This window comes from Brevibacillus panacihumi, from assembly GCF_003710985.1.
GTDB lineage: Bacteria > Bacillota > Bacilli > Brevibacillales > Brevibacillaceae > Brevibacillus > Brevibacillus panacihumi.
Genome location: NZ_RHHT01000071.1, coordinates 16,907 through 31,016, shown reverse-complemented (window position 1 = coordinate 31,016; position 14,110 = coordinate 16,907). Strand labels below are relative to the sequence as shown.

The window sequence follows — 14,110 nt, the reverse complement described above, 5'->3', positions numbered from 1 at the left end:
TTTTTTGCTTGCCAAATACACCTTATCGGGCACATTGGACCCACCAAGCATTTCATACGCTTTATCTACCTCTTTATTCTTGATGGCTGCAAGATATTGACTGACAGTGTCCTCCGGTGACTCACCTTGAGTTGAACATCCCATTATCGAAATTGTTAGCAACAAGAAAACAAGCACCATTGTTAATTTCTTTTTCATAAAAACCTCCTATTTTTTGGTAGATTAGTTCTCGCAATTGTGTTACCATTCAACATGTTACCATATTTAGTAAAAATATGAAATTGAGTGATTGCTTTGACTAAAACAAAAAAGGCTTTAATGATTGGCAGTCTAGTTTTAACAATGCTTGCCCCCTCTATCGCCTCCGCCGAAGTTGGTAAAACTAACAAAGACTATGAAAAGCTTTATGGCCCAGAAAGTGGAAGCCATCGATTCTTATCGGAAAGTGAGATTAAAGAGCGACTACAAACAGAAGGTGACATAGAGATACAAGCGTCATATGGAAAAATCTTATGGTCGGCTGAATATGTGGTAAATTCTTTCTATGTAATTCCTAAAGCTGTATATGTAGCTTCGGCAACTAATAACAACATACGAATATTGTCAGATGCGCAAAAAAATACAGGGAGCAACTCAACTTATGACATTGAGTTGGTGGAATGGAATGATTGGGCAAATGGATGGGCAGTCGTACAGGAAGTTGAAATGCGTATTGGCTCAAAACAATACGAATACTTTGAAGACTTAGATGATGATGTTGATTATCGTCTTAGAGTCGTTGGAAATGTGAAAGGAATTGTCACGGTATACCAACAAACCAGATAATTCTTCGGAAAACTAACTGAAGAAATCTTTATCATATCCCCCCTTAATAGTCAGATACATCAAAAAGTCTGCACTTACTTGGGGGGATATTCTTAATTTCTTAATAGTAGTAGGAGTGTTTTGCCGTAAACTGAAATTGAGTAAAGGTAGGACATACTCATGATTCAGCTCATTTAACCCAAATGGTAATATTTCGAAGCACTCTACCTGCATTTTTAAAGGTTAACCATGCAAGATCGTTATCTATCGAGTGGTAAACGAGTTTCTCAAGTTAATTAAACTCCACATCACTGTACAGTCCTGCTATCTCCAACGCTGCCGTCTTGACTGCCGCAGCCAAACGGGCCGGTTCGAGAACCCGCACTTTATTTCGGAAGGAGAGCAAAAAACTGATCAGCCATTCCTGGTCAGGCATGGTGGTCCGGACGACCAAGGAACCATCCGGCTGCCGTTCAATGTCATCCTCGTCAAATCGATCGGCAACCACAGCTTTCATCGCGCTGGAGAAGTGCAGGACGATATCGACCATGGGCCCGGGGCGATTAGGCAGCTGCTTCCATTTTTCATTCAGTTTTTCTAGCTCCATATCCCGTCGTTGGAACGTTGCTGCTTGCGTCTGCAAATCTCGTATTCGTGAGAGCCGAAAAATCCGGTAATCCTCTCGCTCTAAACAATAGCCGTGCAAATACCACTTGTATCCTTTGAGGACCAGGCCCATCGGTTCCACGCGCCGCACCGTTTCTTGCCCTAGGTGGTCGGTATAGGCGAAGCTAACCAGCTTTTTTTCCTTGGCCGCATGGTTCAGGGCCTCATATTTTTTCCGCTCTGCTTCACTCGATCTCCAAGGCGTAAAATCGACCAGAATTTGATCGCGATCAGCCAAACTCCCTTGTTCTGTCTGCGAAACCAAAGCGCCAACCTTTTCAAGCAACCGCTCCATGCTCGATTCACTCAGTGCTTTGGTAGATTGGAGACCACGCAGCGCAGTCAGCATGGCGATCAACTCGTCATGAGAGAGCATCTGCCGATCCAAACGGAAGCTGTCCATGATTTCATAGCCCCCTTCTGTACCTGTGTAGGAAACAATCGGTATACCCGCCAGACTCAAAGACTCCAAATCACGGTAGATGGTGCGGAGCGATACCTCCATACGCTCTGCCAACTCCTGCGCCTGCACTCTCTTCCGGTTTAAAAGAATGATGGTGATCGCCATAAGCCGCTCCAGTTTCATGGCCGTACCTCCTGTACAAATCCTGATACCCCAATCTTAAACCGAATTTTGTCTGGAACAACTGTTACTTGGCTGATCAATGCGATGCTGCCGGGTAGCCGTCCTGTTGTTCAGCAGGATTCAACTTCTCCTGGCTCATCATGAAAGCTGCCGCCAGCGCTAAAAAGGCCGGAATCAGACTCCACATGAACACCGTCACAATGGAACTGGACAGAGCATCCAGGATCGCGCCCAGCAAACGAACGTCCATCGATTGCCTGATCGCCGGGTTCAACAGGGCATGCGCATCTTTGAAATCTACACCCGTGGACCATGCAGCCGCGTTGCCTCCCAACAGCTTTGCCAGGCCACCCGTAAGGAAATGACTTTGCAGAATGCCAAAAATCGTGATGCCAAGCGCCATGCCAAGCGATCTGTTGAAATTGAGCGTCGAGCTGGCTGCTCCTCGTTGTGATGCAGGAAAAGAATGAATCGCTGAACTGCTGAGTACAGAAAAGGTGGAGCCAATGCCCAGCCCGATCAGAATCATATACATCGTGATGAGAATGCGCGGCGTATCCTTGGTCAGAGTAGCGAGCAAAGCAAGACCCACGATAAAGAGGATCATCGTCGGGATCAAAATCATCCGATACGGGAGCTTTGCCATCAAGTATCCCCCCACTGTCGCTGTCACGACCGAAGCGATCATCATGGGCAACAGGACAAAACCGGCATGAGTCGCGCTGCCGCCCAGCACGCCCTGAATGTAAATCGGAATGTACACCGATGCCGTCATGAACGCCGCCCCGCTCAGCATTCCGATGAGATTGCTGGTCGTATAGAGCCGATTGCGAAACATCCGAAAAGAAATGATCGGCTCAGCCGCACGTCTTTCTACGAATACAAGGGACACGGCAAGAGCCACAAAGCCTGCAAACATGCCCATGATCTGCGGAGAATCCCATGCATACGCTTTTCCCCCCAGCTCCAGGCCAAGCATCAGGCATACCACCGCTCCTACCAATAAAACCGCCCCGAGAAGATCAATCTTTTGCTTGGAATGCTCCATCGATTCCTTGTAGCAGAACAGCACCAGAAAAAAGGCGAGCAAGCCGAGCGGCAGATTGATGTAGAAGATCCATGCCCAATGGAATTGATCCGTAATCAGACCGCCGAGCATCGGGGCCAGAATGCTCGACAAGCCGAATACAGCGCCAAACATACCTGTCATTTTCCCGCGGTCCTTCGCTGCCACGACATCGAACATGATCGTAAATGCGATCGATACCATCGCCCCTGCGCCAATGCCCTGGATCCCACGGTAAATGCTGAGCTGGAGGATCGACTCTGCTGTCCCGCAAAGTGCCGAGCCAACCATGAACACGATGATGCCGAAGACAAAGAATCGTTTTCTTCCATACATATCCGACAGCTTGCCGAAGATCGGCATTCCTGCCATCTCCGCTACCATATAGGCGGATGTGACCCAAATGAACGAGTCAAGGCCCCCCATTTCTCCGACAATCGTGCCCATCGCTGTCGCGACAATCGTGTTATCCATCGAGGCCATCAAGATGGAGAGCAGTAGACCTGCGATGACAATTCCTGCTTTGTTTTGGTTCTGAGTTGATGCCATTTGATTTTCATCCCTTTCCGTCTGGTTTCATGCGTGGTGAAGCATGTTGATGGCATGATCATAAACCACGCTTGTTGACATCTGTTTGTCAGGAATAGGGATAAAAAAATACGGACAACTTTTTTCGTTGTCCGTATACATGATATGGTTACCCTCGAACCGCCAGCGCTTCTCCAAGCAAGCGCACCAGCTTTTGCGCCTGCTCGCCTGTCGTGTCACGCAAGGCGGAAAACTCGGTGACTTCCATCCCGACGACTCTTCGATCCTGCAGCACTTGCAAGAGGAGTCGCTGTGCTTCCTCCCGGCTGAGTCCCGTCTCGCTTGGCGCATACGCAGCAGGCATCGCATCTTTGTTCATCACGTCGACATCAAAGTGCACCAGAATTTTGGCATCAGCAGGGATGGACTGCAAGACACGGGTCATTTCCTGCTCCATATCGCCTGCATGAAGCTGCTCCAGTGACACGATTTCTACTCCATACGTCTCGTTTGGCGGCTTCTGGCAGCCGACCAGCTTTATCCGATCCGCGGTCCAGCCTGAACGCTCGATCCAGATGCCCTGATCCTGCAGCAAAAACCAAAGCCCCATCCCCGCTGCTCCGATACAGCGGTTCGCCGAAGGAACCACCGCATCGAGATGCCCATCGATGACCAGCAGATATGCCTGCTCCCCGTATCTTCGTTGGTGGGCAAGTGCGATTCCCACGATCAGACTGCAATCCCCTCCAAGCATGAGCAGAAAATCGCTTGGGTCCATCCACTCCGCAGCTTCCTTCTGCAGCAGATCCCACAGCATGCGCGGAGCAGGCCAATTGCGAACCGGAGGAATATTGTGACGCGGCATATAGTCCGGCAGCTTCAAATCACCCAAATCCTCTACGGCCAAGCCTCTTCCCTGCAACTGCTCGACTAGCCCTGCTTTGCGCAAGGCATCAGGGGAGAGTTCAGTGCCTGAGACGAAGGCACCTGCAAAATGGGGTATTCCTTTTATTTTGATGGTAATAATGATTCCCTCCATTACGTTTTGTCCAAGAACTATTCAGAAAATACCATAAAATAGGTCTCTGAACAATGGCGCTTCCGGGTACTGGTTACACCACCAATTCAACCGCCACCTGATCTCCATACGCAAAGCGGGTCGCAATATCAGTGGAGACCTCCCATTCTTCCTCGCCTACCTGAATGGAATAGAGCAGTTCCCTCCCCTGAAACTGCACGTGCTGCACACGCCCCTTCACCCCATCCTGGCCTTCCTGCCAAGGATGCAGCCGGATCTGGTCCGGTCTGACTGGCAGCACCTGTTCACGTTGAAAAGGCGTAAGATCCTGTGAGACGCGCACAGGCAACGAGGTTTGTCCCTCCCGTTCCAGCAGGAAGGTGGAGGAGTCGGCCCAGCTCCCTTTGACGAAGTTGGCGCGGCCGACGAATTTGGCGACAAAGGGCGACTGCGGCTCGTAGTAAATTTCGTGCGGCGTACCCGCCTGCTCTATTCGGCCGCCCCGCATGACGATGATTTTGTCCGCCATCGCCAAGGCTTCGGATTGGTCATGCGTCACGTAGACAATCGAAGTGCCCAGCTCCCGGTGAATATGCTGGATCTCCTTGCGCATCTGAATGCGCAACTCGGCGTCCAGGCTGCTGAGCGGTTCATCCATCAGAAGCAGCGTCGGGTTGAAAACGATCGCCCGCGCCAGTGCCACCCGCTGTTTTTGCCCGCCCGACAACTGGCTCGGGTAGCGCTTCTCCATCCCGCCGAGCCCCACCATCTCCAGCATCTGCGCCACTCGCGCACGCGGATTTTGCTTGTATTCTTCCGGGACATGCTGCTGATGGCGCAATGGAAAGGCCACATTTTCGTAGACGGTCAGATGAGGCCAGAGGGCAAATGACTGAAACACCATGCCGATGCGCCTTTGCTCCGGCGGCATCCGCCTGTCTTGGTCTGCGACAAGCTCCTGGTTCAGCCAGATTTCCCCGCTCGAAGGAGACTCAAAGCCGGCCAACAGACGCAGCAGAGTCGTCTTGCCGCAGCCGCTGGGTCCCAGCAATGCGACGAATTCGCCTTTTCCGATATGCAGATCGATCCTGTGGAGGGCAACCACCTCGCCGAACCGTTTGGATACACCCATTACCCTCGCTTCATTCATCCTTCTACTCTCCTTTGCCAATATCGCTTCCACAATCCTCCGATCGCCAACAAAATCAAAATGGCTGTCACGATCAACGTGGAAAGGGCTGTGCTCAATGTAGTAGAACCCGCCTGTTCAAAGCCGAAGATGACGACGCCGATCGTCTGCGACCCGGAAGACCAGAGCAGAGAGGATATGGTCAGCTCGGTGAAGGCTGTCAGCATGACGAGGAATAGACCCGTCAGCATCCCCGGCGCATACAGCGGCAACAAAATGCGGCCCCATCGCGTCCACAGCTTGCCCCCGCTGATGCGCGCCGCTTCCTCCACTTCCCGGCCGACCTGCAGGATCGAGACGGTGCTGCTTTTCACCTGCAGGATGAAAAAGCGCGTCACATAGGCAATCAGAATCATCCAGACGGTGCCGTAGATACCCGGCTGCCAGCCCGGAATCGGCTCCATCCAGGTCAGGATCATCGCCAAGCCAACCACCATGCCCGGCAGTGCATACGGCAATGCGACAGCGCCCTCCAGCATTTTTCCCAGCTTATGGGGACGCTGGACGCGCCAGTAAGCAAACAACGTCCCAACGAACAGACAAAGAGCACCTGTCAAACCAGCCAGCATGAGACTGTTGCCCAGCGCTTCCCGCGTCCCGGCATGATCCCGCAGCACAAAGAGAAAGTGCTTCCAGGTCAAATGTTCCGTGAGAAATGGCAGACCATACGCTTTGATAAACGCCGTCGACGCCATGGAGAGCAGCGGCAGGAAGCTGGTTATGAATAAAAAGAGTCCGACGGCTCCTTCTGCCAGGAACCGTTTTTTGCCCAGCGTGTAGCGGACAGAGCGATCCTCTGCACTGGTCTGATCGACTCGGCTTTTGCGCAGCAGCAGCCATTGCAGGCCGGTTCCGCCCAAAGCAATGATCCCGAGCAGAATGGACAAGACAGAAGCTCTACCGAAGGCGCTGGGACCAAAACCGATCACCTGCTCATAGATCAACGTGCTCAGAACGGGAATGCCCGCTGGGATGCCCAAGAATGCAGGGATGCCGAAGTTGTCCAATCCCGAAATAAAAGCGAGCAAGCCTCCGCTGGCGATCCCGGGCAGGGCGAGCGGCAGGGTCACTTGCCTGAGAACACTGCGCGAGGAAGCGCCGGACGAACGAGCCGCCCATTCCAGCTCCTTGGGAATGCGATAGAGAACCGAGAGCGTCAGCATATAGACCAGCGGGTAGTGGCTCAAGCCCATCACGACGATGATTCCGTCCAGTCCGTATACATTCCACAGCTCCACAGGAAAGCCCACCAGCCAACTGGCGAATCGGTTCAAAACACCGGCAGGGCCCGCCATTTGCGTCCAAGCCAACGTCATCACATAGGAGGGAATCAACAGCGGCAGCATCGCCATGATGTGAATCGCTCCCTTGAAGCGAATATCGGTATACGCGCAAAGCCAGGCGAGCGAGACACCGATTACAAGCGCTACGACAGTGGACAGAACGGCTGCAGTCAAGGAGTGGTAGACCGCTGACCACGTCCGCGCATCCGCAAGCAACTCGGAAAAGATGCCGAGACCCAAACCCGCTTCTGTTTTTAAGCTCAGGATGACCAGCTTCCACAACGGATAGACGAAAAAGAAGGCGACTGGCAGGAGCACCAGCCATCCAGCCGCCTTTTCCATCGGGAGGGGGGCAGTCCATAGACGTCTCCGCCCCTCAGCCTGTCGTTTTGTGAGTGTGGTCTGCCAATTAGTTGCCACCCATCATCTCTCCAAATTTCTTTTTATCCGCTTCACGCGATGCCTCCAGCTCCGCAATATCTGCAGACAGCACTTTGATTTCTTCCAATGACTTGAGTCCCTCTGGCGCCTCTATCCCTTTGCGAATCGGCGTGTAGCCGAGGTCAGCTGCCAGCTTTTGCCCTTCCTCGGACAAGACGAAATCCACAAAGGCTTTTGCTGCGTCAGGATTTTGCGCCCCTTTCAGGATGCCGATCGGCTCCGTGATCACGGGCACGCCTTCGCTTGGATAGATCAATTCGACTGGAGATCCCTCTTGTTTCGCACGGGCTACCATGTAGTCTACAACGATTCCGTACTCCTTCTCACCGCCAGCCACGCTTTTCAGTACGGCTCCATTCCCCTTGGATACCGTCATTTGATTGGCTTTCAGTCCCTCGAAATAATTCCAGCCAAACTCGCTTTGCCGGGTAAATACCCCGAGATTGTAAGCAGCTGCACCAGAGTACAGCGGGCTTGGCATGACGCCTTTTCCGGCTGCTTCCAGTGCGGTCAGAACCTTCCAGCTATCCGGCAATGTGCTGACCTTCTGGGTATTCACGGCCAAGACGGTCGCCATGACCTTGGTTCCGGTGTAGGAACCGTCTGCATCCTTTAGCTCGGCTGGAATCTGCTCTGCCTCGGGGGAGTTGTATGGCATCAGCAAATCCTGTTTTTTCAAGCTGGCAAAGGTCGGCGCATCGGCGACCAGCAGCACGTCTGCCTTCACCTGTCCCGCCTGGGCTTCCGCCTGCAGACGGCTGATTACTTCTTCTGTGCCGGAACGGAACAGCTCTACCTTTACTTCCGGGTGCTTTTTCGCAAAACCGTCAATCAGGGCTGCTGCATCGGCATCAGGCTGGGACGTATAGAAGCTGAGTGTGCCCTCGACCTTTGCTGGCACAGGCTCAGCAGGTTGATTGTTCGTTTGCGGTGCCACTTCAGGAGAAGGGGTTGCCGCCTGAGGAGATGACGATGAAGTACCGCAAGCAGTCAAGCCGATTACGGAGACGGCTGCAAACAAAGACAAGGTCCATTTGCGCAAAGCGATTCGGTTCATTTTCGGTTATCCTCCTTGGTTTAGGGCGTTTATGAGCGTTGCACAGTCGATTGAAACCACTTGCTGATTTTGCTTTTCATCGCGATATTCGTCATGTTCAACTGCAAAGGAGTGATCGTAATATAGCCATCCCGCAATTTGTAATAATCCGACTCTTCCTCTTCCAAATGAATCTCTCCCAGCGTGTCGGAGAGCCAATAGCACAAATACCCCTGCGGATCGTTCAAACCGACGTACTGATAGCGCAGAACGTCCATGGCAAGAGGAGTGACAGCGACTCCCTTGACCATCTCTTTGGACAGATAAGGCAGATTGATATTTAGTACGGTGTCGGCGCTGAGCTTGTGGCGAAACAAGGTTTCAAACACGTCGTACGCCAGGGATTCCACCAGGTTGTAGGAAGCGTTGGGCTTCAAGGTAGCGAGCGAGACGGCGATAGATGGAATCTGGTACATCGCTCCTTCAATGGCTGCCGAGATCGTTCCGGAGTAGAACACATCCCGCCCCAGATTGGGACCGCGATTGATCCCCGACACGATCACGTCCGGCTTCTCCTTGAGAATGACTTCGAGCGCCATCTTGACGCAGTCGGCAGGGGTGCCATTGACCGCCCAGGCTTCCAGAGACGTATCGAAAAAGTTCACTTTATTCGCCTTCACCGGCGATTTGAGGGTGATGGCATGGCTGATCGCGCTTCTTTCCTGATCGGGACAGACGATCGATACATTTCCGAACGACTGGAGTGCCTGTGCCAGACAAAGCACGCCATTGGAGAAAATGCCGTCGTCGTTGGTGATGAGAATGTTCAAAACAGTGATTCCTCCTATTCAAAAAGAGACACAATGGCTTTGTTCGAGATACAACAGATTTTGCTTAAGTACGGAAAGCTCGCGGGAATCATCCCAGCCTTCCAGGATGATGGGTCTTTCTTTTTCCCAAATAAGCGGCCAGATTGCCTCCAGGTCGATGCTCCCGGTTCCAAGCGGCACATGCAGCTTTTCGGCGGTGGCATCGCTGATATGGATTTTGTCAATATTTTCCAACTTATGGTAAAATTGCGTCAGAGAACGGTTCAGCGGGACGTGCGCAATATCGAACGTGGCTGTTGTCGGATAATCCAGGGCAGCCCGCAAACGATTCAGCTCTTCCGGTGTGACCACCAGTTCCTTGGGAAGCGGTTCGATATGTTCGATGGAGAGCGTCAAGCCTCTGTCCATCGCTTCGCGAGCGAGCCTGTTGAGACTTTCGATCAGGATGGGTTCATGCCAGCCTCTGGTCTTGGCCGACAGAGTGACCCGCCCCGGATGGATCGTGACACTTGCTGCGCCGATCTCTTTCGCCAAATCCAGCGAGCGCCTTACCTCCTGGATCGATTGCTCGCGAATTCCCTGATTCAGCGAGCATAGATTCAAGTCCCAACTGGCGGCGTGCAAAGTCATCTTGCATCCCGTCCGCTTGGCGGCATCCCGAATCTCCAATGGGCTGCTGCGGTGGAACCAGACGTGCTCCGCCCATACCTCCATTCCGGCAAAACCGTACTGGCGACCAATCAAAATCGCCGCTTCGACGGGATACGCCCACATCAAAGTTGACGAAACAAACAACATGTCCACCACTCCCTTGCGTCTGCAGGTATCGGCACACTCCCGATCGGACTCGGGTTGCGCGTGCCATGACCGTGAAAGTCGCTCCCGCCGGATCGGACCAAATAATGCTTTTTGGCCTCGCGCTCCCAATACGCCATCTCCGCCAAGGAATGGCGCGGATAGTACACTTCAATGCCGTCAATTCCATAGTCCAGCAGATTGCCTAGCTGCACCTCGAACGGATAAATGCCCGGGTGAGCCAGGATCGCAATCCCCCCGACCTCATGCGTGGATTCGATCGCCTCACGTGCAGAAAAGGAAGGTCTCGGCACATAGGCAGGGGAACCTTTTCGCAGATAAGCATCGAACATGGCCTGGGGGGAACGTCCATAACCGCGTTCGACCAAGGCTTCGGCGACATGGGTACGGACGATCACGCTGCCTTGGGCCCGAGCCAGACATTCTTCCTGAGTAATCTCCAAACCAAGCCGATTGCAGCGCTCCACGATCTCGCCAATCCATTCGATCCGCTCTTGCTGCCGCTTGTCCATCAGGTGGAGCAAACGCGGATCAGCGATGTCGATACCGTAGCCGAGGATGTGCAGCTCTCCCTCGGGCCCTTCGGTATTCCACTCAATCCCCGGAATCAGGTGCAGGTCCAGTCTTTTGGCCTCTTCCCGCGCCTGCAGATAGCCGTCTACCGTATCGTGGTCCGTGATCGCCAGGTATTCTACTCCCCTCGCCTTTGCTTCGAGCAAAAGCTCGCGCGGGGTCAATTTTCCGTCAGAAGCGGTGGTGTGCATATGCAGATCCATTCTTCTCCAAGTCCTCCCTTTTCCCACCGTCGTCTTGATTGATTACCTTCATTGTAGAATGGGAGTTTTAACGGCATGTGAAGGGGGAAACAAGGTTTGATGAAAGCCCGGCGGCCTTTTTTCCCGGGTCCAAGCGGACGGGTGAGCCGGAATGTTAACGCCTTGTAAAGGATTTGCAAAGTCTTTACAATTTCACTCTTCCATTCCCGCTCCCGGTCAGCGAACAGAAAAAACCGCCAAGCTCAGCGCTTGACGGTTGTCTTTCCGATTTTTCGTATTAGTAGCTAATGAGTGCTGCCATCAGCAATCCGGCCGCAATGCTCAAACGCGAGGCAAAAATACCGACGGATACATTGCCTTTTGGAATCTCCGAGACGACTTTAAACGGAGTGACCCATTCAAACAAATAAAATACCAGCACTTGAAACACCATTCCGACGACGCCCCAAATGACCAGATCCAGCAGGTTGACCGCGTGATAAACCGCAGAGGCGAGCACAATCGCCAAACCGATGATTTTCCCACCCAGATCGTGAGCCGCCGCCTTTGCCGCTGCCACCTTTTGCGGCTCCTCGGTCTGCGCGCCTTCCTTGATCAATTGAAATTCCTTATAGGGTGTGGTAAAGGCAAAAACGAGAATGCCCACACCCAGAATCGGAACCGTCACCCCCAGGTATGTGAGAAAATTCAAGAGATAATCCCATTGTGTTTCCATTCACTTGTCTCCTTTCGCTATCCTTGCAGCCCTACTGGCAAATAATAAGACAGATTGTCCGTGATCGGCCCGCCGACTCTGGCCACGAGCGCCGAAGCCTCTCCTCCGACCAGAAAGGATCCCCAGAGCAGGCGTCCGGCATAGTCGCCGTTCATCGTCTTTACTGTAATCGCAGGAAGCTCCACCCGTTTTTGATAGATCATAGGCTGATCCCAGTAAAAGGCTTCCTGGTCCTTTTCCCGTACAGAACCGTCTGCATCAAAAAGCATCACGCCGCCCCCTTCCCGGCCAAAAATAGGCTTGGTGACATAGCCGGTAGAGCCCGCGAAGCGATTCTCAAAATAGGTCGGCAGCATATGCCTAGCAATGCTTTCCTGTTCACCTGCGGTAAAAAACTCCCCCGCCTCATGCAAGCTCCAAATCAGGGTCTGCAATGCTTTTGTCTGCGTCAAAAAAGCGGAAGGAGGATTGATAATAGCCAGTTTCCGCTCCGCGATCAGACGCAGCACATGGGCGCCAGTCGGATAGCCGTCCTCGTCTGTTTCACCGGCCAGCTTTTCCAAAGCATGAAGCCGATACAGCACATGGACAGGCAGCACTTCCTCCCCGTTCTCAACATAGAGCCGATCCTCCCAGACGCGCAGCTTCTCCAGCGGAGCAAAGCGTCCGGCAAGACCCGACTGCCTCATCAGGTAAAGCGTCGTGCCCCGGTCTTCCTCGTGCCAGTCCAGGGAGCTGAACCAGATATGCTCTGTCTCATAGCCCTGTTGTCGATAGACGTCCAGCATGCGTGCAAAAGCAGCCGCAATCTGCCCCTCCATTCCTGCATTCGGGTCCCTGCGGCCAAAGAAGCGGCAAGCGCGGCCATTAACATAAAAAGCCTCGACGATTCCCGTCGGTGTATCGCTGTTGTATTCCAGCATCTTCAAGCCATCTGCCGTCTGAGCAAAGTCAAAGCGGCCTACCGTGGTTGGCGGCGCCTGAGCTGTTGCGAGACGTACGGCATCCAGCGCTTGATCAGGCACTCCCAATTCGCGCAAAAGGGAATCTTCCGCCTGTTGCAGGATGGGGACTACTCGGGCAAAAATCCGTCCAAGCCTGCGGGTCGCCTCCAGCATTTCCTCTCGAAACTCCGCCGTGATGTCCAAAATATCGGCCAATGCGTATTCTTCCCCGTACATCTGGTCCCAGGTAAAGACTCCTTCTTTCCTCAAGGAACCATATAGCTGTTCGCGACGATCTTGTTCAGTCATGTTCATCACTCACCCCGAACTCGAGTACCCGGAGCTGCCGATGCCTCCCTTGGAACCGCTGGAGACATACGAGGAACCACTGCTGACTCCTGTGGAACTGCTCTTGTACTTGTTCCCGCCGGAATGGATGTAGGTGGAGCTTCCTCCGGAACTGCCGCCATCATCGCAATAGCCGTCGTTGTTTGAATCGTAGCAATCGTCGTCATCCGACGAGCAGCCGCTGATGGTCAAGGCAGCGGCCATGAATAGGCCAACCATTCTGGCCGTCTTGTTTTGCGCCATGTTTATCCTCCTACTCCGCCAACTGTGCATAGTAAATGTACAGGTGACGATCTTCATCTACTTCTGTAGATGTCTTCTCCCATTCGCGCCCCTGGTGAATCAGGTAATCGCTTTGCAGATGCAACAAGGCATCGTCATCATCCTTAAAATAGTACGTATGTACCAACGGATATACGGTTGCTTCCGCTGAGAACTCCCGCAGCTCCATCTGGATGCTGTCCCATCGCCGCACCGCTGTGTGCGTGTAATCAACAGCCTGTTCTTCCGTCGAATGTTTGACGTAAATGACATAGCACCCGGGCTCAATCGCACAGGATGTCTTTTCATAGACGACATGCCCTTTGACGAGATAATCACAGGCGAAGCGCAAGGAGATCTCGTCCTTGTCGATGGGGTCATAATAAAACAACAACGGATACCCTTTTGCTTCATCCAGAAGCCGATACTCCAATCGAGCCAAATGTCTCACCTCAATCTACTAGTTTATCGAACAATCAAATATACGTATCAAGAAATGTTTGGATTCTCCTACATTTGGCCTACTAAAAAATGCCCCAGCCCGACATTTGTCATCGGACTGGAGCATTTTTTTGCATCATCTTACTTTACATCGTACCCTTGGTCTTCAATCGCTTCCTTGATTTGATCCAGCGATACAGCGCCTTCTTCGTAGGAAACCTCTACTTTATGGCCAGCCAGGTCTACTTTTCCGCTGGCGCCGAGGTCCTTCAAGGTTTTCTCGATTGTCATGACGCAGTGGTTGCAGGACATTCCTTCTACATTCAGGGTAATGGTTTTCATTTTTCATCTCTCCTCATTTT

16 protein-coding genes are annotated in these 14,110 nt (G+C 52.6%); 1 reads left to right on the top strand and 15 read right to left on the bottom strand.

Features of this window, described 5'->3' with window-relative positions; translation table 11 throughout:
* The coding region (locus EDM58_RS23440) for a hypothetical protein (RefSeq protein ID WP_221175434.1) at positions 1 to 198 on the bottom strand (198 nt) is incomplete at its 3' end.
* Between the two features lie 96 nt (positions 199 to 294).
* Between EDM58_RS23440 and EDM58_RS23435 the strand changes: the two genes are divergently transcribed.
* Positions 295 to 825 (top strand): hypothetical protein, encoded by a 531-nt coding sequence (locus EDM58_RS23435; protein WP_023556776.1) that lies wholly within the window; start codon positions 295 to 297, stop codon positions 823 to 825.
* Positions 826 to 1,096: 271 nt separating this feature from the next.
* On the opposite strand, the gene EDM58_RS23430 is transcribed toward EDM58_RS23435, so the two are convergent.
* From EDM58_RS23430 to EDM58_RS23365, 14 genes are all read right to left on the bottom strand, one after another.
* Positions 1,097 to 2,056, bottom strand: coding sequence for a helix-turn-helix transcriptional regulator (locus EDM58_RS23430; protein WP_122915468.1), 960 nt, complete (start codon positions 2,054 to 2,056; stop codon positions 1,097 to 1,099).
* 76 nt (positions 2,057 to 2,132) lie between these two features.
* On the bottom strand, positions 2,133 to 3,671 hold the full coding sequence (locus tag EDM58_RS23425; protein ID WP_122915467.1) for an MDR family MFS transporter: 1,539 nt from the start codon (positions 3,669 to 3,671) through the stop codon (positions 2,133 to 2,135).
* A 148-nt stretch (positions 3,672 to 3,819) separates the two neighbouring features.
* Positions 3,820 to 4,689 carry an arginase family protein gene (locus EDM58_RS23420; protein ID WP_246000998.1) on the bottom strand — a complete coding sequence of 290 codons (870 nt, stop codon included), beginning with the start codon at positions 4,687 to 4,689 and terminating at the stop codon, positions 3,820 to 3,822.
* Between the two features lie 73 nt (positions 4,690 to 4,762).
* Entirely contained in the window at positions 4,763 to 5,818 is a 1,056-nt protein-coding gene (locus EDM58_RS23415) for an ABC transporter ATP-binding protein (RefSeq protein WP_122915466.1), read from the bottom strand.
* Entirely contained in the window at positions 5,815 to 7,560 is a 1,746-nt protein-coding gene (locus EDM58_RS23410; RefSeq protein WP_246000997.1) for an ABC transporter permease, read from the bottom strand. The genes EDM58_RS23415 and EDM58_RS23410 overlap by 4 nt, the downstream gene beginning before the upstream one ends.
* Complete coding sequence (locus EDM58_RS23405) at positions 7,550 to 8,638, bottom strand: ABC transporter substrate-binding protein (RefSeq protein ID WP_122915464.1); 1,089 nt, start codon at positions 8,636 to 8,638, stop codon at positions 7,550 to 7,552. The genes EDM58_RS23410 and EDM58_RS23405 overlap by 11 nt, the downstream gene beginning before the upstream one ends.
* 29 nt (positions 8,639 to 8,667) lie before the next feature.
* Entirely contained in the window at positions 8,668 to 9,447 is a 780-nt protein-coding gene (gene surE, locus EDM58_RS23400; protein WP_122915463.1) for a 5'/3'-nucleotidase SurE, read from the bottom strand.
* Between the two features lie 18 nt (positions 9,448 to 9,465).
* Positions 9,466 to 10,245: a sugar phosphate isomerase/epimerase family protein gene (locus EDM58_RS23395; RefSeq protein ID WP_122915462.1), complete on the bottom strand. Its 780-nt coding sequence runs from the start codon at positions 10,243 to 10,245 to the stop codon at positions 9,466 to 9,468.
* Entirely contained in the window at positions 10,221 to 11,039 is an 819-nt protein-coding gene (locus tag EDM58_RS23390; protein ID WP_122915461.1) for a PHP domain-containing protein, read from the bottom strand. Before EDM58_RS23390 ends, EDM58_RS23395 begins: the two co-directional genes overlap by 25 nt.
* 277 nt (positions 11,040 to 11,316) lie before the next feature.
* A complete protein-coding gene (locus EDM58_RS23385; RefSeq protein ID WP_122915460.1) occupies positions 11,317 to 11,754 on the bottom strand; it encodes a DUF350 domain-containing protein in 438 nt (145 codons plus the stop codon).
* A 17-nt stretch (positions 11,755 to 11,771) separates the two neighbouring features.
* A complete protein-coding gene (locus EDM58_RS23380) occupies positions 11,772 to 13,007 on the bottom strand; it encodes a glutathionylspermidine synthase family protein (protein ID WP_122915470.1) in 1,236 nt (411 codons plus the stop codon).
* 9 nt (positions 13,008 to 13,016) lie between these two features.
* The gene (locus EDM58_RS23375) at positions 13,017 to 13,289 is read right to left on the bottom strand and encodes a hypothetical protein (protein WP_122915459.1); all 273 of its coding nucleotides are present in this window, start codon (positions 13,287 to 13,289) and stop codon (positions 13,017 to 13,019) included.
* 10 nt (positions 13,290 to 13,299) lie between these two features.
* On the bottom strand, positions 13,300 to 13,749 hold the full coding sequence (locus EDM58_RS23370) for a hypothetical protein (protein ID WP_122915458.1): 450 nt from the start codon (positions 13,747 to 13,749) through the stop codon (positions 13,300 to 13,302).
* Positions 13,750 to 13,889: 140 nt separating this feature from the next.
* Positions 13,890 to 14,090, bottom strand: a complete 201-nt coding sequence (locus tag EDM58_RS23365; protein WP_122915457.1) for a copper ion binding protein — start codon at positions 14,088 to 14,090, stop codon at positions 13,890 to 13,892.
* Positions 14,091 to 14,110 lie beyond the last annotated feature (20 nt).

Coding starts and splice junctions, on each gene's coding strand:
- EDM58_RS23415 (WP_122915466.1), bottom strand. CDS start 5,818: ATGAATGAAGCGAGGGTAATGGGTGTATCCAAACGGTTCGGCGAGGTG.
- EDM58_RS23430 (WP_122915468.1), bottom strand. CDS start 2,056: ATGAAACTGGAGCGGCTTATGGCGATCACCATCATTCTTTTAAACCGG.
- EDM58_RS23425 (WP_122915467.1), bottom strand. CDS start 3,671: ATGGCATCAACTCAGAACCAAAACAAAGCAGGAATTGTCATCGCAGGT.
- EDM58_RS23375 (WP_122915459.1), bottom strand. CDS start 13,289: ATGGCGCAAAACAAGACGGCCAGAATGGTTGGCCTATTCATGGCCGCT.
- EDM58_RS23385 (WP_122915460.1), bottom strand. CDS start 11,754: ATGGAAACACAATGGGATTATCTCTTGAATTTTCTCACATACCTGGGG.
- EDM58_RS23420 (WP_246000998.1), bottom strand. CDS start 4,689: ATGGAGGGAATCATTATTACCATCAAAATAAAAGGAATACCCCATTTT.
- EDM58_RS23405 (WP_122915464.1), bottom strand. CDS start 8,638: ATGAACCGAATCGCTTTGCGCAAATGGACCTTGTCTTTGTTTGCAGCC.
- EDM58_RS23395 (WP_122915462.1), bottom strand. CDS start 10,245: ATGTTGTTTGTTTCGTCAACTTTGATGTGGGCGTATCCCGTCGAAGCG.
- EDM58_RS23390 (WP_122915461.1), bottom strand. CDS start 11,039: ATGGATCTGCATATGCACACCACCGCTTCTGACGGAAAATTGACCCCG.
- EDM58_RS23365 (WP_122915457.1), bottom strand. CDS start 14,090: ATGAAAACCATTACCCTGAATGTAGAAGGAATGTCCTGCAACCACTGC.
- EDM58_RS23380 (WP_122915470.1), bottom strand. CDS start 13,007: ATGACTGAACAAGATCGTCGCGAACAGCTATATGGTTCCTTGAGGAAA.